Source organism: Nocardia sp. GTS18 (assembly GCF_013839555.1).
Lineage (GTDB): Bacteria > Actinomycetota > Actinomycetes > Mycobacteriales > Mycobacteriaceae > Nocardia > Nocardia rosealba.
This window is the reverse complement of sequence record NZ_JACBIU010000006.1, coordinates 60,878-83,534: the sequence shown is the minus strand read 5'-3', so window position 1 is coordinate 83,534 and position 22,657 is coordinate 60,878. Positions and strand designations below refer to the sequence as shown.

Here is a 22,657-nt window from a genome sequence, read left to right as displayed (position 1 = left end):
TCCTTCTTTCTATCCAGGTGGAAGTTCAGGTGCGGATCGCGGGATCCGCGTCGATGAGCGCGGCGACCTCGATCCAGCCGGTCGGCATCGCGATCTCGTTGTGGGTGTAGGGCAGTCGCCGGACCACCAGCTGGGCGCCCGCGGCCCGCCATCCGGTGAGCTGGGCGTGCACGCGCTCGGGTTCGAGACCGTTGTCCGCGCAGTACAGGGCCATCGGGCCGCTGTAGGAGGGGGACTCGGACTCGGTCACCATGCGCAGCAGTTCGGTCGCGGCCTGGGTTACCACGGAAGCCAATTCGGTTGGGTACTCGTCGATTTCGGGTACGAGTGCGGCCATTCCGGAGGGATCCGCCAGGGTCGCGGCGGCCCGCTCGGTCAGGTTCGACAACGGGTGCGAGTCGAGCAGACCCACATAGCCGACCTGCTCACCCTCGGCTTCGAGGATGGCGGCCATGGCGTGGGCGAGATTGCCGCCCAGCGAATAGCCCAGGAAGTGGTACGGGCCGTGCGGTTGGATGCGGCGGACGGCGGCCAGGTAGTAGCGCGCCAGGTCGTCGAGGGTGCGGGTCCGGGTAGTCGGCTCGGTGAGGTGGGGCATCTGCAGGCCGATGATGGGTCGTTCGGCCCGAAGCAGCCTTGCCAGGGGAGCGTATTTCCATGCGGTGCCGCCGATTTGGTGTATGCAGAACAGCGGCGGGACCGAGCCCTCGGCGCGCAGTTCCAGGACCGGATCGAGGCGGCGGCCCAGGCCGGCGAGGCCGTCCTTCGGTGGGGTGGTGGGGTCGGTCGCGCCGATGCGGGCGGCGAGCTCGCGGGGGGTCGAGGCGGTGAAGACGTCGTCGAGGACCACGGGTAGGTCCGCGCGGGTGAGTCGGCCGACCAGTCGCACGGCGAGCAGGGAGTGGCCGCCCTTGTCGAAGAAGTCGTCGTCGGTGCCGATCTCGGGGACCGAGAGGACGGCTGCCATTGCCGCGCGAATGGTGTCGAGAGTATCGCCGTCCGCGGTGCGAGACTCCGGTGCGGGGAGCGCGCGGCGATCGATCTTCTCCGTCGCCGTGCGGGGGATGTGATCCAGCACGACAACGGCGGCGGGAATCATGTACGCGGGCAGCTTGTTTCGTAGTTGTTCGCGGATCGAATCCGTGTCGAGCGTGATTCCGGACTTCGCCATGAGGTAGGTGACCAGCCGCTGATCGCCCGGTGTGTCCTCGCGCAGCTGTACCACCGCGTGGGCCACGCCGGGGCACGTGAGCAGGGCCGATTCGATATCGCCCAGTTCGATGCGCTGGCCGCGCAACTTCACCTGGCTGTCGGTGCGGCCGATGTAGTCGAGTTCGCCGTCGGGGTTCAGTTTCACCAGATCACCCGTGCGGTACATCCGTTCGCCGCTGCCGAACGGGTCGGCGACGAAGGCCGCGGCGGTCAGGTCGGGACGGGCAAGATAGCCGCGCGCCAACCGCACTCCGGTCATGTAGAGCTCACCGACGGTGCCCTCGGGGACGGGGTGCAGCTGGTCGTCGAGGATGCGGACGGTGTCGGCGGGTGCACCGACCGGGACCGATGTGGTGTCGGCGTCGACGGTCTCGTGGAAGGTGAAGCCGATCGCCGCCTCGGTGGGACCGTAGAAGTTGTACACAGCGGTACCGGTGAGTGCGCGCATCCGCTGCGCCGTCGCCGCCGGCAGCACTTCACCGCCGGTGAGGACGCAGCGAAGGTCCGCGCATCCCGAGAGGTCGGCCTCTTCGGCGAGCACGGTGAGCATGGAGGTCGTCATCCACATCGCCGTGACTCGCTCCGCGCTCATGAGTTGTGCCTGGTAGTAGGGGTCGCGGTGGCCGCCGGGACGGGTCAGCACGATCCGGGCGCCGACGTGCAGCGGCAGGAACATCTCCATCAGCGAGGCGTCGAAGATCGGCGGGGTGCGGTAGAGCATGGTGTCGCCCGGGCCGAACCGGACCTCACGCTGAAGCCATTCGAAGGTGGAGATGATCGCCGCGTGCGACAGGCTCACACCCTTCGGCACACCGGTGGAGCCGGAGGTGAAGAGCAGGCAGGCGGTATTGGCGGGACGCAGCGGGGCGAGCCGGTCCACATCGGTGAGCGGAGCATCGGCGAACCCGCCTCGCTCGTGGTCGGGCGACCGCTCGTCCGCCGAGCGGATGCCCGCCTCGTCGAGCGAGCGCAGAACCATTGCGGGAGAAGCGGTATCGAGGATCTTCTCGATGCGCTGTGCGGGCTGCTCCGGATCGATCGGAAGATAGACGCCACCGGCTCGGCAGATCGCGTGCGCCGCGACGACCGAATCGATGGTGCGCGGCATAGCAACGGCCACCACGGTCTCGGGACCGACACCTTGCGAGATGAGCCACCGCGCAGCCTGATTGGCCCTGGCATCGAATTCGCCGAAGTCGATGGTGATGCCTTCGGCGGTGACCGCTGGGGCGGCAGGATCGACAGGAATGCCCCATTCGGCCAACGTTGTACCGGAGGGGCCGGGGAGTGCGGACGACTCGACGATCGGCGCTGCGGCGCACTGTTCCCCATCGTTCAGCGCGCTCGCGATGGTGTTACGTGCGGCGACCGCTGGTTCCGGTGCGCTGATTCGTCCCTGGGGGACGGCGGGTGTGAGTGGGTCGAGGAAATGGTTCGCAGCGGTGTCCGGAGTGGTGGCGACGGCGGTGAGGATCGCCGTGATCCGGTCGGCGATGTGATGGAGGACGGGCTCGGGGACGACGGCGCGGTCGTACCAGATCATCAGCTCCAGGTGGTCGCCCGGCGGGGCGATCAGGGTGAGTGGGTAGTGGGTGTTGCCGTGGTTGTGGAATTCGCCGAGACGTAGGTCGTGGGAGTCCGGTTGTCCCGGGCCGGAGTTGGGGAAGTTCTCGAAGGCGACCAGGGTGTCGAAGAGGGTGCCGAGGCCCGCGACCCGTTCGATCTCCGCCAGGCTCGCGTGGTCGAAGTCCTGCATGGCGAACTGGTTTTCCTGCAGGTCGGCCCACTGGTCGAGCAGTGGGCGCGCAGGTGTGAAGGAGCAGCGAACGGGCACTGTGTTGGCGAACAGGCCGACCATGCCTGCCACACCGGGAAGCTCGGCGGGGCGGCCGGAGACAGTGGCCCCGAACACGACGTCGGTGCGGCCGCTGAGTGCGGCGAGCACCAGCGCCCACGTGCCCTGCACCAGGGTGTTCATCGTGAGGCCGCGTCGGCGGCCCAGCTCGGCGAGTGCGGTGGCGAGCGACTCGGGCAGCGGAACTTGCCGCTGCCGCACTTCACGCTGCTGCGACGCAAGGTTCCGCCACGGCCGGGCCTCGCGGTCCCGGTGGCTATGGGCAACTTCGGCGATGAGATCGCGCGCCATTGTGGGCGCTTCGAGCCCGGCGAGTCGCTGCGACCAGGCGGCGCGCACGGCCTCGCGGTCGCGGGTGCCGAGCCAGGTCAGGTAGTCGCTGTACGAGGCGGCCGGGGGGAGCTCGTCGCCGTGGTAGGTGGCCAGTACTTCGCGCAGCACGATGGGGGTCGACCAGCCGTCGATCACCAGGTGGTGGGTGTTGAGCACTAGGCGGTGTGCGTCGCCTGGCAGGCGAATCAGGGTGGCGCGCAACATCGGTGAGCGGTCGACCGCGAACCGGTGGCGGATCGCTTCGGCTTCGAGCCGGTCGGCGGCGGCCTGTGCGATGCGCGGCGGCAGATCGGCGAGGTCGACCTCACGCCAGGGCATGCCGACCGAACGTGGAACCGCCTGCACCGGCTGGTCCAGGTCCTCGAAGTGGAAGGCGGCGGCCATGGTCGGGTGTCTGCCCACTACGGTGTCGAAGGCCGCCGCCAACCGTGGGCCGTCCAGCGGGCCGTGCAGGTCGACGCGGGCGCTCAGGGTGTAGACGTCGTCGGCACCGTCACGAATCGCGTGGAACAGCAACCCTTCCTGCAAGGGCGACAGCGGGAGAAGTTCGGCCAGTGGGCCGTGCGTGTCCTCCAGCGCGTCGATGGTGTCCTGGTCGACGATCACGCCGGGGCAGTCCGACGGTGTGAGTCCGCCGGGATACAACCTCGCGTGAGCGGCCAACGCCTCCAGCGCGAGTTCGAAGTGCCGCTGGATTTCCGCGACCTGGTCGGCGCCGAGAATCCGGCTCGCGGCTGTCCACTCCACGGCCAGCCGCGGCGCACCGGCCCGCGCGGATTCGTGCACGAAGACATTGAGTGAAAGCACCTCGGTGAGTGCCTTTTCCGATGGTTCCGTCACCGCGAACGCGTCGTGTTCGGGCAGGCTCCAACCTGGTGTCCCACCGCCACCGAACCGGCCGAGGTAGTTGAGCAGCACCTCCGGTGTGCGGCGACCGGCGAATCGCGGTGCGGTTTCGGGGTCGAGCCTGCGCAGCACGCCGTAGCCCACACCGTTGCCGGGAACAGCGCGCTTGGCCTCTTTGACCGCGCGCAGCAGGTGTCCGGCCGCCGCGCCACCGGACAAGGCCTCGGTGAGTCCGGCGGGATCGTCGATGCCGGTCGCGGGCGTCCACACCGGGAACTCGCTGGTGAACCAGCCGACGGTGCCAGCGAAATCGGTGTCGGGGCGCAATGCTTCGCGCCCGTGACCCTCGACGGTGACCGGCCTGCCCGGTTCGAGCGACTCGCCGCTCTCGTGCCGCCAAGCGTTGAGTGCGAGCATGAGTGCCGCGAGCAATACATCGTCGGTCTTCGCTCGATAGGCGGTGGGCAGTGTCGTGAGGAAGGCTTCGGTGATCGCCGGTGTAGCGAAAGTCCTTGTCTGCTCGGCGCTCTCGACAAGGTCTACAGCGGGATCGAGCGCTCTCTCCCCGAGGGGTGCGGCGCTCGCGTCGCCGAGTGCGCGCTCCCAGTGCGCCAGCTCCGCGCGGTACTCGCCCGCAACACCGGACTCGGCGAGCAGTGTGGCGTACCGCCGCCACGAACTCCCCTTTCCAGCCAGTCGTGCGGGGCGTTCTTCCTTTGCGGCGGAGCAGGCCTCATACAGCTCGGGCACCAGGATTCGCCACGAAACACCGTCTACCACCAGATGATTGGCAACCAGCACCAACCGATCGGCGACGGCGTGCCCGCTACGTACCAGCGCGGCACGAATCTGGACACCCTCGGCGGGTGCCAATTCCTTTGCCAGCGCGAATGCCACCGACTCGATCAGCGCAGCCATCTCGCCATGCCCTGGCACGCCGGGAACGATCTCGCGGACCAGATCGGATGCGCGCAGCGTGCCTACTGCGGCAACTTCGAGCCGGGCGTCGGTGCCGGACCCGTCGAGGACGAGGCGGAGGGCGTCGTGGCGGTCGAGAAGGGTTTGTAGGCCGGTGGTGAGGTGGTCGACTGTCAGGTCTTCGTGGAGGGTCAGTGCTGTCCACTGGGCGTAGCCGGCGATGGTGCGGGAGTCCGTGTTCGCCTCGAGAAGGGCCGCAACCATGGGCGGGATCGGGACGGCACCGGTCGGTTCGTCCGGGGTGGGTGCGCCGGTGCGGACCTCGGCCATCTGGGCGGTGGCGGCGATGGTGGCCAGGTTACGTTGGGCGAGAAGGGTTTTCGGTTGGACCTCCCAGCCGAGGGCGCGGAGGCGGCTGCTCACACCGATCGCGGTGATGCTGTCGCCGCCGAGGCCGAAGAAATCGTCGGTCGCGTTGACCTGCGCCAGGCCGAGGACCTCGGCGACGATTCCACACAGTGCCCGCTCCTGCTCGGTGCGGGGCGGTCGGCCGGTCGAGGTCAGCTGGGGTGCGGGGAGGGCTGCGCGGTCGAGTTTTCCGTTGACGGTGGTTGGCAGTGAATCGAGGATCATCAGGGCCGAGGGGACCAGGTGGTCGGGGACCAGGGTGGTCAGCAGCTGACGGAGCTGGTCGGCGTCGAGGGTGCGGCCGGTCTCGGGGACGAGGTAACCGATCAGTCGGGTGCTGTCGCCGGACTTGCGGATAGTGGCGGCCGCTGCGGCTACCCCCGGTAGGGCGCCGAGCGATGCCTCGACTTCGCCCAGTTCCACGCGGTAACCGCGGACCTTGATCTGGGAATCCGCGCGCCCGAGGTAGTCGTAGCCGTGGCCGGGGAGCCAGCGTGCCCGGTCACCGGTGCGGTACATGCGTTCCCCGCACGCGAACGGATCGGCGACGAACCGCTCCGCCGTCACCACCATGCGCTCGAGGTAACCGCGAGCCAATTGTGGCCCCGCCAAATACAACTCGCCGATCTCGCCGTCGGGCACCGGCTGCAACGCGCCGTCGAGCAGGTAGGCGCGGGTACCCGCCAGCGGTCCGCCGACGTGCGGCACAGCACCCGTCACCGGCGCACTCAGCGCGTCGATGGTCGCCTCCGTCGGGCCGTACATGTTGCGGGCGACCACCTTCGACGCGACGATGGCCGTCCACAACGCGGGTGGCGTCGCCTCACCACCGAGCAACAACAGCTCCGGACGGTGTGCGCTGCCGAGCAACCCGTTGTCGATCAGCGCGGTCGCCATCGAGGGGGTGGTGTCCACGACATCGATGCGATCGGTCCGCAACGCCGCTACCTGCGCGGACGCGTCCTTCTGGATATCTACGTCGTACAGATGGATCCGGTGCCCGCACCACAACCACATGAGCTGATCCAGGGCCGCATCGAAGGCGAAGGAATAGGTGTGCGCGACATGCAGCTGCCGCCCGCCCACTCGCCCGGCGGTATCGGCGTAGACGGTGCACCGGTGGTGGTGCAACAGCTGAGCCATCGCACCGCTCGAAATCTGCACACCCTTCGGCTTGCCGGTGGAGCCCGAGGTGTACACGACATAGGCGAGATGGCCGGCTGAACGAGGCGCAGCGAGTTCAGCCATCGACAGCGGCCCGCTCGGCAGACTGGTGATGGCTGCACGAACCTCGTTGTCCGACAACAGGAGCATTCCCGTTGCCACATGGCGGTTCACCACGTCGCCAGTCATGGACGGAGCGTCCGCCTGCGCTGCGGAAGTCCGGTCCGGGGACCCGTCAGTCGTGAGCCGCTCTGCGAAGACCGCTTCCGCGACAATGTCATCCGTCAGGATCAAGGCCGGATCGGCGTCGTCGATGATGTCTGCCAGGCGCTGGGCGGGGTGGTTGATGTCGAGCATCAAGAAGGCCGCACCCGCGTGTTGCACTGCCAGCAGGGCGATCACCAGGTCGACCGAGCGGGGGAGGGCGATGCCGACGATGTCTTCGGGGCCGATGCCTCGGCCACGCAGGTAGCGCGCGAGCTGGTGCACGCGGGCGCCGAGTTCTGCCGCGGTGAGCCGGTGGGTGCCGTCGACGAGGACGATGTCGTCGGGCTGGGCCGCGACCATGCGGTCGAAGACCTCGACGACGTCGTCGGGACGACCGGGCAGGGCCGCACCGGCGCGCTCGACGGCGATGTCGGCCGCGATCTCGGCCGGGTACAGGGTGATCGCGCCGATCGGCTTGTCGGCATCGACCAGTTCGGTGATCAGCGTGACCAGCGCGTCCATCCGTCGCCGCGCGGTGGCCGCGTCCAAAGACCGCGCGTCGACCTCGAAGCCGAGCTGGACGCGGTCCTCCGACAGCGGGGTGACGGTGAGGCCGAGGTCTTCCGGCGGCCCACCGGCCACATTGCGCAGGGTGCCGGTGGCACCGTCGAAATCGAGGGCGAAGTCGAAGGCCTTGAGATTGACGCCGATGCCGTGCAGCAGGGCACCGGTCTGTGCCCCACCGAATTCGCGGGCCAGGTCCTCACCGCGAAAACGCTGGTGGGCGCGCATCTCTCGCAGTGCGTCGGCCACCCGCTTGCCCAGCTCACCCAGGCGGTCCTGACCGGACACCGAAACTCGCAGCGGCAGGACGTTGACCGCCATCGACGGGGTGGTGAGGGCGGTCTTGCCGACGCGCGCCATCACCGGCAGCGCGATGACCACATCGGTCTCACCGAGCAGCCGGTGCACGAATCCCGCGTAACCGGCGACGAGCACGTCGGCCCACGTGATACCGACTTCGGTGGCCGCTGTCTTGACGCGACCCATCAGGTCGGCGGCGAGGACCGCGCGCACCTCGTGGGTCTGCTCGACCACGCCCTCGGGCGCGCGCCCGCGCCCGTCCAGCGGCGGCAGCGGCGTGAGCCGGTCGCGCCAGTACTCGCGGTCTTGCCGATGCGCCTGGCTCCCACGGTATTCCAGGTCCTCGGCCACGAGCGTTTCCACCGACCCCCAGCGCAGGCGCGGCACTTCGGTACCGCGACGCAGCGCGGTGTAGTGGGCCGCGACCCGGCGCGACACCATGGCCGCGCTGTAGCCGTCGATGATCAGGTGGTGATAGAGCTGGATGCACCACACGTCGTTGTCGGTGAGACGCAGCAGTGTGTAGGTGTAGAGCTGCCGGTCGACCATGTCGCGGCAATAGGTCGCGGCGCGTTCGCGTTCGGCGGCGACCAGCCGGTGCGCCGCGGCGACCGGGTCGGCTTCACCGCGCAGATCGACGAGTGGACGCAGCTCCGGTTCCAGCTCGGTGATCCGCTGCCGCGGCCCCTCGGGAGTCTCACTGAATCGCAGCCGCATCGTGTCGGTTTCGGCGATGGTCCGGCGAATCGCGGTGTCCAGCAATGGCACGTCCACCGGTTCTGCGCCCGAGATCTCCAGGACCTCGCCGACCAGGTAACTGAGCGACTCGGGGTCAAGTCGCTGCGCGTTCCAAATGCCCGATTGCGCTCCGGTGAGCGGTAATCCGGGATGGTCGGCGCTCACGTCGTCCCGTTCCACCGAGCCCACAGCAACTCCTTCGTCAAAGTTCTCCACCCACCCCACGCGGCGCTGCCGGACTCGGGAAGAGTCCGGCAGCCGCGCGAGGCGAGTCAGGTTTGTCTTGGTTCGAATGGCGGAGCGTCCGCCGACGGGTCAGGCGTCTGCTTCGACCTGCGCGGGATCGAGCTGACGCAGCAACTCCGAGGTCCCGACCACCGCCCCGCAACGCCGGGCGACGTAGTTCAGTGCCATCACATGCTCGTCGCGGCTGAAATCCGCCGTCGCGTCGTGGACGAGGAACGGCCGCACATCACCCATGAATGCCTCGGCGGCACTGAGCATGCAGCCCATGTGCGTGTAGACGCCGGTGACCAGGAGCTGATCGCGCCGGTAGTAACCGAGCAGTTCACGCAGGTCGGTGCGCTGGAACGCCGAATAGCGCCACTTGGTCACCTGGATGTCCTGCGGTTCGGGCGCGAGGGCATTGATGACCTGCGTGTCGGCGCCCTCGGCCATCCCGCTGCCCCAGAAGTCGGCCAGAATGCCGCGTCGCGACGGGTGCTGATTACCGGGCTGCATCGTGTAGATCACGGGGATGTCGAGCTCGTGGCAGCGGTCGCGCAGCAGGGCGATATTGGCGATCAGGGTGCGGGCGGGGTCGCGGTGCAGGTCGTAGGCGTCGAGGAAGTACTGCTGCATATCGTGGATCAGCAGGGCGCAACGTCCTGGTTCGGCAGTCCAGTCGACCTGGTCGGCGGTGAACTCGTCGACGCCCGGCATCGGATAGGGCGCGATCGGGGGGATAGGCATGACGGTCTTTCGTTCGAACGGAAGTCGGCTCAGCCAACGGTGACGGGCAGATCCGCGATACCGAGCGGAGCGAGGATGCGCTGGAATTTGCCGGTGGTCTCGGCCAATTCGGCGGCCGGATCGGACGCGGCGACGATCCCGCCGCCCGCGTGCGCGAGCAGCGTGGTGCCGTGCTCGGACAGCTCGGCGCAGCGGATGCTCACCATCCATTCGCCGTTGCCGTCGGCATCGCACCAGCCGACAGCCCCCGCGTAGAAACCGCGTTCACCCTCGAGTTCGGCGATGAGGCGGGCGGCTGCGGCGGTCGGTGTGCCGCAGATCGCCGGGGTGGGGTGCAGCGCTACGGCGAGCTCGAGTGCCGACGGGCCGGCCAGCGGGACGGCCGCGGTGATCGGCGTACCGATGTGCCACATCGCCGGAGTTGCCATGAGTTCCGGTGCGGGAGTGTGTACTTCGGCGCAGCGGTCACGCAGCACGGCCGACACCTGATCGGTGACGAAGCGGTGTTCAGCCAGGTCCTTGGTCGAGGCGAGCAGCGTGTCGGCGGCCGACCGGTCGGCATCGCCGTCGTCCAGTACCCGGCGGGCCGAGCCGGCCAGCGGGTAGCTCACGACGCTGTTCCCGTCACGGCGCACCAGGATCTCCGGACTGGAGCCGATGAGATGGCGGCCGGGATATCGGCCACCCGCCGCGGACAGATCGACCAGGAAACCGTTCGACATCGGGTCCGAGGCGACCATCAAGTCGAGGATGTCCAGTGCGCGAACGGGAGTCGCCGAGCGGGCCCTAATCGCCCGTGCCAGCACGACCTTTCGCAGGGGATGGGCGGGGTCGGCCAGCAGTTCGACAGCGGTGGCGACGCGCCTGCGGTGCTCCTCGGGTGCGGGAAGCGCCGCGTCGAAGGCGAACTGTGGCAGGGGCTCCGAATCGCGCTCGAGCATCCGGGGCCGGTAGGGCGCGTCGGTGATCGTCACAGATTCCGGCGCCCACAGTGCCGTCGGTGCGCCGGGGCGGAAGGGCAGTGCGCCGACGATGTGGCTGATCCGGCCACTGCGCAGCGCGGTGATCGCGTCGTGTGCCGAGCGGAAAACCGTCCCGCCCGCGGTCGCGGACACGGTCCGCTGCGGACGGGACAGCACAAAAGCGGGGTCTGAACTGGCGGTACTGATGGGGATCATCCTCTCGGTCACATATCTAGCGTTGCGCCACCGTCGACCCGCAGGTCGTGCATGGTGATGTGGCGGGCGCCGTCGGACGCCAGGAAGTGGACGGCCGACGCGATGTCGTCGGGAGCGGCGATGCGCCGCAACGGGATTCCCAGCCGGTAGGCGGCGGGATCGCCGTCGAGCAGCGCGGTCTCGGCGGCGTCGTCCAGCGGTGTGCCGCCGAACATGTCGCGCAACATGGGGGTGTCGGTGGAGCCGGGGGAGACCAGGTTGACCCGCACACCGAGCGGCGCCACCTGCAAGGCGAGCGACCGGGTGAACGCGGTCGCCGCGGCTTTGGCGGCGCCGTAGGCGGCCATGCCGACCCGGGGCGTGGCCGCGGCATTGGAGGAGACCACCACGATCGCCCCGGTCCCGGCGGCGACCATCTCGGCGGCGGCACGCTGGGTGACCAGCATGGTCGCGGTGGCGTTCACGCTGAGGCAGCGCGTCCAGTCCGCCGGGTCGAGTTCGAGCGCGGAGCCGCCGACCATCACGCCCGCCGCGTGCACCAGCACCTCGACGGCGCCGTAGTCGGCCGTGAGCCGGTCGAAGGCCGCCCGCACGGCTGCGCTGTCGGTGAGATCGACGGTGACGCCGTGCACGTCGGGCGCGGATAGCGTTGCCACTGCGGCACTTCCGGCGCCGCGACGGTCGGTGGCAGCATCGAACCGCTTCGCGATCGCGGCGGCGGTCCGGTGTACGGCCGGGTCGAGGTCCCACAGCGAGACGACCCGGTCCTCGGCAGCGAAGCGCGCGGCGATCGCGGCGCCGATGCCCCCGGCCGCGCCGGTGACGACGACGACCCGACCGCGAGAATCACCATTAGACATGAGGTTAGCCTAACCTGACTGTCGGTTATTTGGTTAGCTTCCCTCATAACTTTTGGCCGAAACACCGAACCGCCTGCTCGAAAGAGGTGCTCGACTTGACCGAACCCGCCTTCGCCGGCTTCACCCCCTGGCCCGCCGACCTGGCCGACCGCTATCGCGCCCACAATCTCTGGACCGGTGACACTTTCGGCGATATTCTCGCCGCGCGTGCCGCCGCCACACCGGACCGGATCGCGGTTCTCGACACCGCCCACAGCTGGTCCTATGCCGAACTCCATCACCGTGCGCGTTCGCTCGCCGCCGGTCTGGCCCGTCTCGGCATCACGCCGGGCGATCGGGTGCTGGTGCAGCTGCCCAACCGGGCCGAATTCGTCGAGGTGGTCTTCGCGCTCTTCGAGCTCGGCGCGCTGCCGGTGTTCTGCCTGCCCGCGCACCGCGCCGCCGAGCTGGTGCCGATCGCCGAGGCCGCCGCCGCGACGGCCGTCATCACCTGCGGAACCCACCAACGTTTCGACTACGCGGCGCTCGCGGCGACGGTGCGGGAGAAGGTGTCGAGCCTGCGGCATGTGCTGCTCGTCCTCGACGAGGGGCAGCAACTGCCCGAGGGCGCGCACGATATCGCCGAATTCCGGGACGAGCCGGTGGAACTGCGGGGACCGTCGGCCGGTGACGTCGCGTTTCTGCAGCTCTCGGGTGGCAGCACCGGCATCCCCAAGCTCATCGCCCGCACCCACGACGACTACCTCTACAGCGTGCGCCGCAGCGCCGAGATCTGCGAACTCGACAGCGACACGGTGTATCTCGCGACGCTGCCCGTGGCCCACAACTTCCCGATGAGTTCGCCGGGCATTCTCGGCGCGCTGTGGGCCGGTGGTGCGGTGGCCATGACGCCCGATCCCACACCGGCGACGGCCTTCCCGCTGATCGAGCGGTTCGGCGTCACCATCACCGGCCTGGTGCCACCGTTGGCGCGATTGTGGACCGAGCGCGCCGAAGCCGGTGACACGCCTGATCTTTCGAGCCTGCGGGTACTTCAGGTGGGTGGTGCCCGCTGCCAGGACGAGCTGGCGCGCCGGATCGGTCCCGCGCTCGGCGTCACCCTGCAGCAGGTGTTCGGGATGGCCGAGGGCCTGGTCTGCTACACCCGGCTCGACGACCCGATCGACGTGGTGGTGAGCACGCAGGGCAGGCCGATGTCGGAGTTCGACCAGATCGCGGTCGTCGACGACAACGGTGTGGAGGTGGCGCCGGGCGAACAGGGCAACCTGATCACCCAGGGCCCGTATACGATTCGCGGCTACTACGACAACCCCGAGGCCGACGCCCGCAGCTTCACCGCCGCCGGCTGGTACCGCACCGGCGACATCGTCTCGATCCGCCCCGACGGCAATCTCGTGGTCGCCGGCCGCGCGGGCGACTGGGTGAACCGCGGCGGCGAGAAGGTCTCCGCCGAGGAGCTCGAGGCACACCTGCTCGAGCATCCCGGCATCCGCGACGCCGTGATCGTCGGCACGCCCGATCCGGTGCTGGGACAACGTATCTGCGCCTTCGTGCAGCCGACTGATCCGGAGCAGCGACCGACGCTCACCTCCGTGCGCAAGTTCGTGCGCGAGCGGGGTGTCGCGGCGTGGAAGATGCCCGACGCGGTCGTGGTGATCGAACAGTTCCCCGAGACCGGCGTCGGCAAGACCAGCCGCAAGGAACTGCGGCAACTGCTCGCCGAGGGTGCCCACGGGAACTGATCCAGCAGAAGCGGTTCGGCCGGGGGTGGCGCACCGAGTGCGCCACCCCCGCTGCTCACGCCAGCAGTTCGATCCACGACCCGAGAACGGGTTCGCCCGCGAGCGTGGGAAAGTCGATATCCGCATGACCAGCCGACCGCCATTTCTCCACCAGCGACATGATGCGCACCGAATCGAGTCCGGCGTCGAGCAGATCGGTCTCGGCGCTCAGTTCGGTCGCCTCGACTCCCAGTACGGTGGCCACATCGGCGATCACCTGTTCGTCGGTCATGGTCATTCCTCTCGATCGAAGTCGGCGACGCCGCGCTTCCAGTAGCCGGCGATGAGCGAGTCCTTGGGACCGATGCCCAGGTCGTCGCGGATGATCTTGCGGACACCACGCAGGCACCCGGCCTCCCCGGCGACCCAGGCGAAAACCCGGTGTCCGGCAGCGACTTTCACCTCGCGGACAGCCTGCTCGAGGATGTCGCTCGTGCCGGGCGCCGCGTCACCCCGGTGCAGCCAGCGCACGGTCACGCCCGCGGGCGGGTCGAGGGGGATCTCCTCGGCAGGACCGGCGACCTCGATGAAGGCCCAGCCGGTGGTGTCGCGCGGCATGCGCTCGAGCCAGCGGGCGATGGCGGGCAGCGCGGTGATGTCACCGGCGAGCAGGTAGTCGTCGTAGGTCTCCGGGATGACGACGCCACCGGGCGGACCGGCGATGTGGACCTTGGTGCCAGGAGTCACCGAGGTGGCCCAGTCCGAGGCGAGACCGCCGGGGTGGATGACGAAATCGATGTCGAGTTCGCCGTCCTCGACGCTGTGACGGCGCACCGTGTACTCGCGCGAGATCGGTCGCGGGTTGCCCCACTCGAGCATCGTGCCGTCGAGCTTCGGCAGCCGCAGCACGCCGTCTTCGCCCGGGAAGATCAGGCGCACATGCTCGTCCGGCACATAGCTGTGGAATTTCGCGATGTCCGGGCCGCCGAAGGTGATCCGCAGCAGTGCCGCGCCAACGGGCACGACCCGCAACACCTCCACTTCCTGCAGGCCGATCGGGTACGGCACCTTGGCGTAGTGGTCCCCGGCGAGCACCTCGGCGATGTTCGCGGCGTAGTCACTGCGATCCTTCACCGTTTTCCTTTCTGTGCAGTGGCCCGGCGACGAGCGCCATCAGGCCGGTGAGTACCAGGACGGCGACGCCGTAGAGCACGAGCGCGCGTCCGGGTTCGAAGGTCTGGCCGACGAATCCGGCCACCATGGAGCCGACCGCGGTGCCGGCGACGGACTGCACCATCAGCAGGCCCGACATCCGTCCGCGCATGTGGTCGGGCGCGGCCTGCTGCAGCATCGTGTAGCGCAGCACCATGTTCACGGCTCTGGCCAGGCCGAATCCGGCCAGCCCGAGAAACACCAGCGCGGCGTGCGACCACAGTCCGGCCGCGATCACGCCGATCGGCATCAGTCCGAGCGAGATCAGCAGCGCCCGACCGGTGTGCGCGCGCCCCATCCAGCCGCTGGTCAGCGTGCCGAGCACCGCACCGGCGCCGGGTGCCGCGTAGAGCAGGCCGAGGGTGCCCGGCCCCGCGTCGAGTTCGACATCGGCGAAGGCGGGCAGCAGCACCAGCGGGCCGCTGACGAGCATCCCGATCAGCCCGGTGAGCAGAATGAGCCGGATGGACTCGTGCCGCACCGCGAACGCGATACCCGCCACCAGCTCACGGACCGGGTTCTCCAAGTCGCGTTGCGGTGGCGGCGACGGGCCGATGGCGGTGATCAGCCCGACGGTCGCGGTGGTCGCGAGGGCGCAGAGGAAATAGGCCGTGGCCACACCGGTTTTCGCGACGAGCAGGCCGGCGAATGCCGGGGTGATCATGGTGCCGAGGTCGGTGGTCAGCGAGACCAGAGCACCTGCGGCCGCTACTTTTTCACGTCCGACGAGCACCGGGACCATGGCCATCAGCGCCGAACCGCTCACCCCGCCCGCGAGACCGTCGACGACCGCCGCGAGATAGATGGCGGACAGGAACGGCTCGGGCAGTACGGCATTCACCCCGAGGATCAGGAAGCCGATACCGGCCGCGCTGCGCGACCACTGGATCACCGTCCGGCGGTCGTACCGGTCGGCGACCACCCCGCCCGCGAGACTGCCCGCGAACAGGGCGACCGCGGTGGTGGTGGCGACCCCGGCCACCTGCACACTCGATCCGGTCAGCTGATAGATCTGCAGCGGCAGGGCGACCATGAGCAACCCGATGCCGAGTACCGACACCAGCCGCGCCGCGAACGCGCACCGGAAGGGGCGCGACGCCCGCAGCGGGCTGAGGTCGATGAGCAGTCCCGACGTCACCGGAAACGTTCCACGAGCAGATCGAGTGTCGCCATGACGGTGCGGTAGTCCGGACGTGAGCTGGTGGCAGGCAGTTCGAAGACCTTGCCCGCCTCGAACGACGGCAGCGAGGCGTAGAGCGGATCGGCGCGCAGCTCTTCGAGCGAACGTCCGCCGCTGAGCGGGATGGTGAACAGCACCGGCGCGTCGATCACCGTGCTGAGCAGCTCCGGGCTGAAGCTGATGAAGTCGGCGCTCTGCTCCTTGGCGGGGTTTCCGGCCTTGGCCTCCACCTGCGTGTCCAGCGTGAAACCGACCTCGGCGAGCAGCGCGGGCAGCGCGGCGGTCGGCACGAAGACCGTCGGCTTCTGGCTCTTGATCGACTGGAACACCGTCGTCGCGCCGACGGGCGGCTTGATCTTGCTCTTGGCCTCGGTCAGCTTGGCCTGGTAGTTCGCGATCAAGGTGTCGACATTGGCCGGCTTGTTCACGGTCTCGGCGATGAACCGCAGCTGGTCCTGCCAGTTGGTTGTCTCGGTCGGCATCAGCACGGTCGGGGCGATGGCGCTGAGCTGGTCGTAGGCGTTCACCGACTGCTGGCCGGGGTAGCCCTGGCCGCCGCCGATGATCAGATCGGGACGCTGGGCGGCGATGAACTCGAGGTTGATGTTGTCACCGGACGGAACGGCCTGTGTCCCTTGTGCCTTGGCGTCATCGGCCCAGCCGGTCGGGAACTCGCCCGGCTTGGTCGGCACACCGAGCAGGCGCGGGTCGGCCGCGACGACGGGCGCCTCGAGGTCGTAGAGGTAACCGGCCAGGTTGCCGTTGAGCACGACGATGCGCTGCGGATCGGCCGGCACCTTGATGGGGCCCGTCGCGGACGGCACCTCGCGTGGGCCGGAATCGGCGGAGTTCGACGACGAGTCACCGCACCCGGCGAGCACCGCGACCAGCGCGAGAACCGGGACGACGAGGGCGGCGCGAAGCCGGCCCGGGGAACGGTTGGTGAACATGGACGGGGTTTTCCTCATTTCTTCAGTGCACCGGCGCGGCGTTCTCGGCCAGCGGAATCACCAGCGGCGTCCCGGTTTCCGGGTCGTCGACGATGCGGCAGCGCAGCGAGAACACCTCGTGGACCAGGTCCGCGGTGACGATGTCGGCGGGAGTGCCGGTGGCGACGATCCGCCCGTCGCGCATGGCGATCAGGTGGTCGGCGTAGCGGAAGGCGTGGTTGAGGTCGTGCAGTACGGCGACGACGGTGCGTTCCGATTCGCGGTTGAGCGCGCGGCACAGGTCGAGCAGCTGGATCTGGTAGGCGATGTCGAGAAAGGTGGTCGGCTCGTCGAGCAGGATGATGGGCGTCTGCTGGGCGAGCACCATCGAGATCCAGACCCGTTGCCGTTGACCGCCCGACAGTTCGTCGACCGGGCGGGCCGACAGCTCGGCGACACCGGTGGCCGCCATCGCCGCCGCCACCGCCTCCTCGTCGGCCTTGGACCACTGCCGCAGCAGCGTCTGGTGCGGATAGCGGCCGCGCGCGACGAGGTCGGCCACCCGGATGCCGTCGGGTGCGGTGGAGGTCTGCGGGAGCAGGCCGATCTGACGAGCCAGCTCCTTGGCCGGATAGTCCGTCACCGGCTTGCCGTCGAGCAGCACCTTCCCGGATTCCGGGGCGAGCAGGCGGGCGAGCGCGCGCAGCAGGGTGGACTTGCCGCAGGCGTTCGGGCCGATGATCACGGTGAACTTGCCGTCCGGGATGTCCACGCAGAGTTGGTCGCTGATCGTTCGGCCCTTGTACCCGAGGCGGACCTGGTCGGCGCGCAACCGCGCGGCGTGAGTGTCGTTCATGTCGCTTCCTATTTCCGTCGCGCTTCGGCGACGAGCAGATACGCCAGGTACAGGCCGCCGATCGAACCGGTGACGATGCCGACCGGGATGGTGGTCGGGGCGAAGGCGTGCTGGGCGATCCAGTCACAGGTGACCAGCAGCGTCGCGCCCATCACCGCCGCCGGAACCAGCGCGATCGACGGGGTGCGGGTGAGCTTGCGCGCCAGATGCGGTGCCGCAAGGGCGACGAAGGCGATCGGCCCGGCCACAGCCGTTGCCAGCGAGGTGAATCCGACGCTGAGCGCGATCAGCCAGCCGGTGGCCTTGCCCGCGTCGAGCCCGAGGGCGCGGGCGGTGTCGTCGCCGAGTTCGAGGATCTGCAGACGCGGCGCGGCCGGGATCAGGGCCACCGCCAGCACGGCGAGCACGATCATGGTCGGCGCGACCTGCGGCCACGACAACCCGTTGAGCGAACCCGCACCCCAGGCCGCGGCCGACATCGCCGCGTCGAGGTCGGCCCGCATGATCAGCCAGGTGTTGACCGACGCGAGCATCGCGCTCACGCCGATACCGACGATGATCAGGCGGAACCCGGTCACGTTGTGCCGGAAGGCGAGCAGGTGGATGACCAGCGCGGCGCCGAGGCCACCGACCATCGCGCCCGCCGCAGTCTGGAAACTCCCGCCGCCGAGGGTCAGGATCACCAGGAGCGCGCCGGTGTAGGCGCCGGTGCTGAACCCGATGATGTCGGGGCTGCCGAGGGGATTGCGGGTGACCGACTGCAGGATCGCGCCACTCACACCGAGCGCCGCGCCGAGGGCGAGTGCCAGCAGGATGCGCGGCAGCCGCCAATCGAAAACCACCAGCCGATCGAAGCGTTCGTCACCGATGAACAGCGCGCGGAGCACACGCGGCGCCGGGATCTCGAAATCGCCGCTACCCAGGGCGAATACCGCGGTCGCCAGGGCAATGGCCAGCAGGATCGCGCACACCACAAGCGTGCGCACACCGATCCTCGCCGTGAGACCCGTGCGCCCGGGGCGCACCACCAGCATGGTGCGACCGAAATCGATCTTCGTGCTCATGCCGCGGCCCCCACTCGTGAACGGCGCGCCAGCCAGATCAGTATCGGCGCGCCGAGGAACGCCGTCACCAGCCCGGCTGGAACTTCGTCCGGGCGAATGATGATGCGGCCCAGCACATCCGCCGTGAGAACGAGCAGCGGCGCCAGCACTAGCGAGTACGCGAAGATCCAGCGCTGATCGGGACCGACCAGCCAGCGGGCGATGTGCGGGACAGCGAGGCCGACGAACGCGATCGGGCCCACAGCGGCCGTCGCGGTACCGCACAACAGCACCAATGCCAGCGCGGTGAGCAGCCGCGTGCGGTTGACGTGCACGCCGAGCGACCGGGCCAGATCGTCACCGAGGGCAACGGCATTGAGCGACCGCGCGCAGACGGCGGCGATCAGCAGCCCGACCACGATGAACGGCGCGGCGCCGGCGATGATGTCGAATCCGCGCCCGGTGAGCGAACCGGCGTCCCAGCGGCGCATCTCGTCGAAAGCCTTGGGATCGAGCAGGATCAGGCCGCGCGTGAGCCCGCCGAGTACGGCGGTGGCGGCCACTCCGGCCAGCGTGAGCCGGATCGGATCGGTACCGGTGTGCCCCGCGGTGCCGAGCCGGTACACGACCACCGACACCAGCGCGGCTCCGGCGAAGCCGAACCAGACGTAAGACGTGATCTCCTCCACACCGAGCAACCCGACCGCGACCGTGATCGCGAACGCGGCACCGGCATTCACGCCGAGCAGTCCCGGGTCGGCCAGCGGGTTACGGGTGAGTCCCTGCATCAGGCAGCCCGCGACGCCGAGTGCCAGCCCGGCGAGTAGCCCGAGAACCGTTCGCGGCAGCCGGTATTCGATGACGGTGACGTGGTCGGGCGTGGTCGCGGCGCTGGTCAGCGCCTGCCAGACCTCGCCGACCGGAATCGATTTCGTGCCGACCAGCAGGCTCAGCAGACAGGCCGCGGTCAGCAGCGCCACCGTCAGCAACCAGCCGAACCAGCGCGGACTTCTCATCAGGGATCTCTCTCATATGGAACCGTGTCACGAGGAGGGTAGCTCATGTTTAGGTGAGCCTAGGCTTATTCAAAGTTAGCTAGGGCAAGGTCTTGATAGGTGAGCCTAACCTGTCTACAGTCCGAGCTGTTCAAGATCGGTGCGAATCGGTCACAACAGTTGATGAGGACATCCACGATGCGAAAAATGCTTGCGGCCACTGCGCTGGCCACGGCCGCGCTGGCCGTTGTCGGCGGAACGGCGAGTGCGGACACCTTCGTTCCGCTGCCCGACGGCGAGAAGGCCGGCCCCGGTGTGTTGATCAAGCGGGTGGCGGAAAGCGCCCTGATCTCGCCGTCCATGGCGGCCAACGGCGCAGGTCGCGTGGCGTGGGTGAGCGGAACCGTGCTGGCCGAGGTGGCCGAGACCCCGAAGGGTGAGCCCCGCCCGTTCGTCGGCGGCAACGGCGCGCCCGGCACCAACAACTCCTCCACGCACGGCTCTTCGCGCGTGAGCACCGGCTACATCGTCGGCTGCCAGGTGAGCATCGCCGACGACGCGATCTCGGCGGGTGTCTCCGGCGGCATCAACACCAGCGGCGTGAACGCGGGTGCCTCCATCGGCGTCAAGCTCGGCCCCGGCGAGGTGAAGTTCATCGGCATCGAGGGCTTCGACATCGTCGAGAAGGGCAACTACCACATCAGCTACAAGGACGTGGAGCTGCAGATCCAGGGCTGCGCCGGTTACGCGCAGGCCCGCGCCTACACCGTCGTGGAGATCATCGGCGACAACTACTCCAAGACCTCCCTCTACGGTGCCCCGTTCAGCATCGGCTGACCTGTCGCCCTTCTCGACGAATAGGAACAACTCCATGACCATCTTCACGAAGGCCGGTGCCCGTCTGGCCGGCGCCGCCGCGGCCGCGACTGTCGCGCTCGGCCTCTTCTCCACCGGCGCCGCCAACGCCGACACCTTCATCCCGCTGCCGGGCGGGGAAATCACCCAGACCCTGCCCGACGGCACCGCGGTGACCATCCGTCTGGTCGGCGAATCGGTGAACATCAGCCCCTCCATGGGTGCGACTCCCTTGCATCGCAATGTCTGGGCCTCCGGCCGGGCCGAGGTGCAGGTCCACGCCGAGCACAAGGGCGTCAAGATCTCCCCCGGATACGTCGTCGGCTGCCAGGTCGACATCTCCGGCGGCAACGCCACCGGTGGAGCGAACGGTGCGGTGAACAACTCGGGCAACGGCAGCGGTGGTGTGACCTCCGGTGGCAACCTGACCCTCGGCCCCGGCCAGGCGTCGACCTTCTGGCTGCTCCAGGTCGAGGGCCCCGATGCCTACGGCGAGGAGAGCTACGTGCCCGCCATCAAGTTCTTCGGCCAGGAAGGTTCGGTCACCTGGGCCGACTCGACCCTCGGCCTCTCGGGCTGCGCGGGTTACGCCCAGGCGCGTGCCTTCGTCTCCGTCGAGGTGACCACCCAGTTCGGTCGCTCGGAGCTGCGCCTGTGGGGCCAGCCGTTCAGCCTCGGCTGATGCCACGGGCCCCGCGGGGAGCTGCACGCTCCCGGCGGGGCCCCGGCTCATTTCTGCTCGTCGGCACGCTCGTTCGGTGCCGGAACGTGGCGAAGCAGGACGACGACCAGGCCGGCCGCGATCGCGGTGAGTCCGATACCGACGATCGAGTTCACTTGCAGCGCATGGGTATACGCCTGCCGTGCCGTCGTGGTGAGCTCGGCGCCGAGGGCTTCGGGCAGCATCGAGGCGACGTGCAGCGCTCCGGCGAGGGTGTCCTCGGCGGTGTGCGCGAACTCGGCGGGCAGGCCATCCGGTAGTTCACCGGCCATCTGCCCGCGATAGACCGCGGTGCCGATGCTGCCGATCACCGCGACCCCGAGCGCGGTCGACAGTTCCTGTCCCGTCTCCGAGATCGCGGACGCGGCACCGGCGCGTGCCGGATCGACCGCGCCGACGATCAGGTCGAGGCCGAGCACGAACATCGGGCTCAGACCGAGTGCGAACACCACCATGCCGGTGACGATCAGCCCGAGATCGTCACCGCCCGCGAGCTGGGTGAAGATCGCGTAGCCGAACATCGCGATCACCAGCCCGCCCGTCATCAGATACGCGGGACGTATCCGAGGCGCGAGGGCGCTCACCGCACCGGCCGCGAACACCATGGCCACCGCCTGCGGCACCGTCCACAGCCCGGCCTCGAACGCCGAAAGCCCGAGCACCAGTTGCAGATACTGTGCGAGCAGCAGGAACAGGCCGCCCATGGCGAGCATGGCAACCATCAGCGCCGCGAGCGAACCGCTGAACCGGACATTGCCGAACAGTCGCAGATCGATCAGCGGGTCGGTGAGTCGTTGCTGTCGCAGCACGAACACGGTGCCGAGCACCAGCGCACCGACCAGGACGGCGACGGGTTCCACGGCCAGTCCGTCCTTGGCCAGTTCCTTGATGCCGTAGATGACACCCATCACCGACACCAGCGACAGCACGGCGCTGAGAATGTCGGGCTTGCCCGGGTTCGGATCCTTGTACTCGGGCAGCAGGAACGGTCCGGCCGCAAGCAGCAGCACCATCGCGGGAACGGCGACCAGGAACACCGAACCCCACCAGAAGTTCTCCAGCATGGCCCCGCCGACCAGCGGTCCGACCACCATGCCGACCATGAAACTGGTCATCCATACGCTGATCGCGGCGGTCCGCTGGCGGTCGTCGTGGAACATATTGCGGATCAAGGCCAGGGTCGAGGGCATCAGCGTCGCACCTGCGATACCGAGCAGCGCGCGCGTGCCGATGAGCATGTTCGCGCTGGTCGAATAGGCCGCGATCACCGAGGCGGCGCCGAAGGCCAGCGCGCCGATCATCAACAGCCTGCGCCTGCCGATCCGGTCGCCGAGAGTGCCCATCGTGATGAGGAAGCCCGCGACGAGGAAGCCGTAGATGTCGAGGATCCACAACAGCTGTGAACTGCTCGGCTGCAACGCCTCGCTGATGTGGGGGATCGCCAGGTAGAGCACGCTCATGTCCATCGAGATGAGCAGGGTGGGCAGGGCCAGGACCGCCAACCCGATCCACTCCTTGACCCCTGCGGTCGGAGTGGGTTCGTCGACCGGCCGGGGGCTCTGGGTGGAAGTCACATCGCCGACGTTACCG

Annotated in this window: 15 protein-coding genes; 3 read left to right on the top strand and 12 right to left on the bottom strand. The window is 68.8% G+C overall.

The genetic code is table 11. The features are described 5' to 3' along the window. Positions 1–25: 25 nt before the first annotated feature. From HYG95_RS08900 to HYG95_RS08885, 4 genes are all read right to left on the bottom strand, one after another. On the bottom strand, positions 26–8,734 hold the full coding sequence (locus HYG95_RS08900; protein ID WP_181697524.1) for a non-ribosomal peptide synthetase: 8,709 nt from the start codon (positions 8,732–8,734) through the stop codon (positions 26–28). Positions 8,735–8,860: 126 nt separating this feature from the next. Continuing rightward, on the bottom strand, positions 8,861–9,517 hold the full coding sequence (locus tag HYG95_RS08895; protein ID WP_067490608.1) for an isochorismatase family protein: 657 nt from the start codon (positions 9,515–9,517) through the stop codon (positions 8,861–8,863). A 29-nt stretch (positions 9,518–9,546) separates the two neighbouring features. Further along, on the bottom strand, positions 9,547–10,707 hold the full coding sequence (locus tag HYG95_RS08890) for an isochorismate synthase MenF (protein ID WP_370465732.1): 1,161 nt from the start codon (positions 10,705–10,707) through the stop codon (positions 9,547–9,549). Then, the gene (locus tag HYG95_RS08885; RefSeq protein ID WP_181697523.1) at positions 10,704–11,555 is read right to left on the bottom strand and encodes an SDR family oxidoreductase; all 852 of its coding nucleotides are present in this window, start codon (positions 11,553–11,555) and stop codon (positions 10,704–10,706) included. The genes HYG95_RS08890 and HYG95_RS08885 overlap by 4 nt, the downstream gene beginning before the upstream one ends. A gap of 86 nt (positions 11,556–11,641) precedes the next feature. Here HYG95_RS08885 and HYG95_RS08880 point away from each other — a divergent pair, with 86 nt between their 5' ends. Further along, a complete protein-coding gene (locus HYG95_RS08880; RefSeq protein ID WP_181697522.1) occupies positions 11,642–13,297 on the top strand; it encodes an AMP-binding protein in 1,656 nt (551 codons plus the stop codon). 55 nt (positions 13,298–13,352) lie between these two features. Here HYG95_RS08880 and HYG95_RS08875 read toward each other — a convergent pair whose 3' ends face one another. From HYG95_RS08875 to HYG95_RS08845, 7 genes are read right to left on the bottom strand one after another with little or no spacing between them, the layout of a single operon-like run. Next, positions 13,353–13,568 carry a phosphopantetheine-binding protein gene (locus HYG95_RS08875; RefSeq protein WP_067641464.1) on the bottom strand — a complete coding sequence of 72 codons (216 nt, stop codon included), beginning with the start codon at positions 13,566–13,568 and terminating at the stop codon, positions 13,353–13,355. A 2-nt stretch (positions 13,569–13,570) separates the two neighbouring features. Beyond that, positions 13,571–14,410 carry a siderophore-interacting protein gene (locus HYG95_RS08870; RefSeq protein ID WP_181697521.1) on the bottom strand — a complete coding sequence of 280 codons (840 nt, stop codon included), beginning with the start codon at positions 14,408–14,410 and terminating at the stop codon, positions 13,571–13,573. Next, positions 14,394–15,626 (bottom strand): enterobactin transporter EntS, encoded by a 1,233-nt coding sequence (gene entS, locus HYG95_RS08865; RefSeq protein ID WP_181697520.1) that lies wholly within the window; start codon positions 15,624–15,626, stop codon positions 14,394–14,396. The genes HYG95_RS08870 and entS overlap by 17 nt, the downstream gene beginning before the upstream one ends. Continuing rightward, positions 15,623–16,618, bottom strand: a complete 996-nt coding sequence (locus HYG95_RS08860) for an ABC transporter substrate-binding protein (RefSeq protein ID WP_181697519.1) — start codon at positions 16,616–16,618, stop codon at positions 15,623–15,625. Before HYG95_RS08860 ends, entS begins: the two co-directional genes overlap by 4 nt. Before the next feature lie 22 nt (positions 16,619–16,640). Next, a complete protein-coding gene (locus tag HYG95_RS08855; protein WP_181697518.1) occupies positions 16,641–17,453 on the bottom strand; it encodes an ABC transporter ATP-binding protein in 813 nt (270 codons plus the stop codon). An 8-nt stretch (positions 17,454–17,461) separates the two neighbouring features. Then, positions 17,462–18,517 carry an iron chelate uptake ABC transporter family permease subunit gene (locus HYG95_RS08850; protein ID WP_181697517.1) on the bottom strand — a complete coding sequence of 352 codons (1,056 nt, stop codon included), beginning with the start codon at positions 18,515–18,517 and terminating at the stop codon, positions 17,462–17,464. Beyond that, complete coding sequence (locus HYG95_RS08845; protein WP_220139222.1) at positions 18,514–19,512, bottom strand: iron ABC transporter permease; 999 nt, start codon at positions 19,510–19,512, stop codon at positions 18,514–18,516. Before HYG95_RS08845 ends, HYG95_RS08850 begins: the two co-directional genes overlap by 4 nt. A 186-nt stretch (positions 19,513–19,698) precedes the next feature. Between HYG95_RS08845 and HYG95_RS08840 the strand changes: the two genes are divergently transcribed. Further along, positions 19,699–20,328: an MspA family porin gene (locus tag HYG95_RS08840; RefSeq protein ID WP_225282088.1), complete on the top strand. Its 630-nt coding sequence runs from the start codon at positions 19,699–19,701 to the stop codon at positions 20,326–20,328. A 34-nt stretch (positions 20,329–20,362) separates the two neighbouring features. Then, entirely contained in the window at positions 20,363–21,028 is a 666-nt protein-coding gene (locus tag HYG95_RS08835) for an MspA family porin (protein WP_181697515.1), read from the top strand. Positions 21,029–21,075: 47 nt separating this feature from the next. Here the strand turns inward: HYG95_RS08835 and HYG95_RS08830 are convergent, their stop codons facing one another. Then, positions 21,076–22,641: an MFS transporter gene (locus tag HYG95_RS08830; protein WP_181697514.1), complete on the bottom strand. Its 1,566-nt coding sequence runs from the start codon at positions 22,639–22,641 to the stop codon at positions 21,076–21,078. Positions 22,642–22,657: the final 16 nt, after the last annotated feature.

What these genes read in the sequence shown, in the direction of transcription:
- HYG95_RS08895 (WP_067490608.1), bottom strand. Translation starts at nt 9,517, where the DNA reads ATGCCTATCCCCCCGATCGCGCCCTATCCGATGCCGGGCGTCGACGAG.
- HYG95_RS08885 (WP_181697523.1), bottom strand. Translation starts at nt 11,555, where the DNA reads ATGTCTAATGGTGATTCTCGCGGTCGGGTCGTCGTCGTCACCGGCGCG.
- HYG95_RS08875 (WP_067641464.1), bottom strand. Translation starts at nt 13,568, where the DNA reads ATGACCGACGAACAGGTGATCGCCGATGTGGCCACCGTACTGGGAGTC.
- HYG95_RS08860 (WP_181697519.1), bottom strand. Translation starts at nt 16,618, where the DNA reads ATGTTCACCAACCGTTCCCCGGGCCGGCTTCGCGCCGCCCTCGTCGTC.
- HYG95_RS08855 (WP_181697518.1), bottom strand. Translation starts at nt 17,453, where the DNA reads ATGAACGACACTCACGCCGCGCGGTTGCGCGCCGACCAGGTCCGCCTC.
- HYG95_RS08850 (WP_181697517.1), bottom strand. Translation starts at nt 18,517, where the DNA reads ATGAGCACGAAGATCGATTTCGGTCGCACCATGCTGGTGGTGCGCCCC.
- HYG95_RS08845 (WP_220139222.1), bottom strand. Translation starts at nt 19,512, where the DNA reads ATGAGAAGTCCGCGCTGGTTCGGCTGGTTGCTGACGGTGGCGCTGCTG.
- HYG95_RS08840 (WP_225282088.1), top strand. Translation starts at nt 19,699, where the DNA reads ATGCTTGCGGCCACTGCGCTGGCCACGGCCGCGCTGGCCGTTGTCGGC.
- HYG95_RS08835 (WP_181697515.1), top strand. Translation starts at nt 20,363, where the DNA reads ATGACCATCTTCACGAAGGCCGGTGCCCGTCTGGCCGGCGCCGCCGCG.